We start from the raw sequence: 576 nt of genomic DNA, 5'->3' as shown, positions 1-576 counted from the left end.
CTTCTGAGCTACTGCAGCAGACGGACCGGCTCATAAAAACGGTTCCAGAAGTTGCACACGTGTTCGGTAAGGCTGGTCGAGCCGACACCGCTACAGATCCCGCCCCGCTGGAAATGTTCGAGACGACCATTCAGTTCAAGCCGAAGGATCAATGGCGCCCTGGGATGACGCCTGACAAGCTGGTTGAGGAGTTGGATCGCACCGTACAGGTACCTGGATTAGCCAATCTGTGGATCCCGCCGATTCGAAACCGTATCGATATGCTGGCGACGGGTATCAAGAGCCCGATCGGGGTGAAAGTGTATGGCACTGACTTGGCACAGATCGACAAAGCCACCCAGGCAGTGGAAAAAATCGCCAAAACGGTGCCTGGGGTCAGTTCGGCGCTTGCTGAGAGACTGACCGGCGGCAGGTATATCGATGTGGATATCGTTCGTGTCGCCGCCGCACGCTACGGCCTGAATATCGCGGACGTGCAATCGATCGTGGCCGGTGCCATCGGTGGTCAAACCATTGGTGAAACCGTGGAAGGGCTCGCCAGGTATCCGATCAACCTCCGCTATGGCCGCGAGTGGC

1 protein-coding gene is annotated in these 576 nt (G+C 57.6%); it reads left to right on the top strand.

Annotation, left to right across the window (positions count from 1 at the left end):
• A partial coding sequence (locus QKY98_RS23660) for an efflux RND transporter permease subunit (protein ID WP_284671712.1) occupies positions 1-576 on the top strand: 576 nt, incomplete at both ends.

This window comes from Pseudomonas sp. HR1 (assembly GCF_030175875.1).
GTDB lineage: Bacteria > Pseudomonadota > Gammaproteobacteria > Pseudomonadales > Pseudomonadaceae > Chryseomonas > Chryseomonas oryzihabitans.
This window is presented reverse-complemented; position numbering and strand designations above follow the sequence as displayed.